The sequence below is a fragment of the Psychrobacter celer genome (assembly GCF_016107555.1).
Lineage (GTDB): Bacteria > Pseudomonadota > Gammaproteobacteria > Pseudomonadales > Moraxellaceae > Psychrobacter > Psychrobacter celer.
In genome coordinates this window covers 1-1,064 of the sequence record NZ_JABASU010000055.1, presented here as the reverse complement: position 1 = coordinate 1,064, position 1,064 = coordinate 1, and the positions used below count along the sequence as shown (strand labels likewise).

Below are 1,064 nucleotides of genomic sequence, written 5' to 3'. Positions count from 1 at the left end.
GGTGTAATGGACAAAATTCATGCTAAAAAGTAGGTGGTAGTCGCTAATGGACATAATTCATGCTATTTGAGTGACTTTGACAGTAAAAAGTCTTTAATAAACCGTAACTTACGCTGCTCATTTAAGCCGTGATGACTGTGTAATTGTCGCTTTAGCTCACTGAATAACCCTTCAAGAGAATTGGTCGTATTTGGTATATCTAAATGCTCATACTCTTGATAAGTAAATAACCAATTGCTATTGGTTCTGAGGCTACGATAAGCACTTCTAAGACGTTTGTGCGTGTACCATGTTCTACCGGTATCGGTATTGATGCTACGTTCACTAAGATAGGCTTCATGAGTCAAATACCAGTGATCTAACCGCTCTATGAAGTCCGCTTTATCGAGCTGTGTTAGGGTTAAAGTAAGTCGTCTAAGCTCGATACTGGCAATGTTTTTAGGGCGACGAGTGAGGTAGCGGGTCACTATTTGTATTTGATGAAACTGACACATCTGGCATGGGGTACGGGTAAATAACGTACGCAGTCCTCGTCTGCCATCGCAGGTAATGCTTTGTATATCAACGCCTAACGATGCTAGGTGATCTACTCCTTGCTTATAGGCACTGTTGGTTTCATGACTCACTATCGCGTAATAAAGAATGGTTCTAGTGGTGTTGTCCATAAAGACCATTAAACCAAATTTGCGACCAAAGTAGGTGGTGTCCATGATGATATTAGCAGTCTTTGGTCGTTTAATCTGATACTCAATACTGATTTTGTCTAAGCGTCTTTGGATGGTTTTAAGACTACAGTGGTATTTATCAGCCAGTTGCTTGTAGGTCTGTTTACCTTGGGTATATTCAGTCCAAAGGATCTGGTTATTGAGTCTGGTACCCCCTAAAAACTGCCGTTTGCAAGACAGACATTGGTACTGCTGTTTGCCTAGTTTGCGCCCGTTCTTTTTGGTGTGTTTGTCACGACAGAAAGGGCAGTTTTTTGATTCATGGCGTTGATTCCTTGCAAATATAGACAGTATATAGCTTTAGAGCCTACGCCAGCATGAATAATGTCCATTACACCT

At 41.2% G+C, this 1,064-nt stretch carries 1 protein-coding gene; it reads right to left on the bottom strand.

The features are described 5' to 3' along the window. Window positions 1-62: 62 nt before the first annotated feature. Window positions 63-1,010, bottom strand: a complete 948-nt coding sequence (locus JFC05_RS12630; protein WP_420850574.1) for an IS256 family transposase, variant Zn-binding type — start codon at window positions 1,008-1,010, stop codon at window positions 63-65. Between the last annotated feature and the right edge of the window lie 54 nt (window positions 1,011-1,064).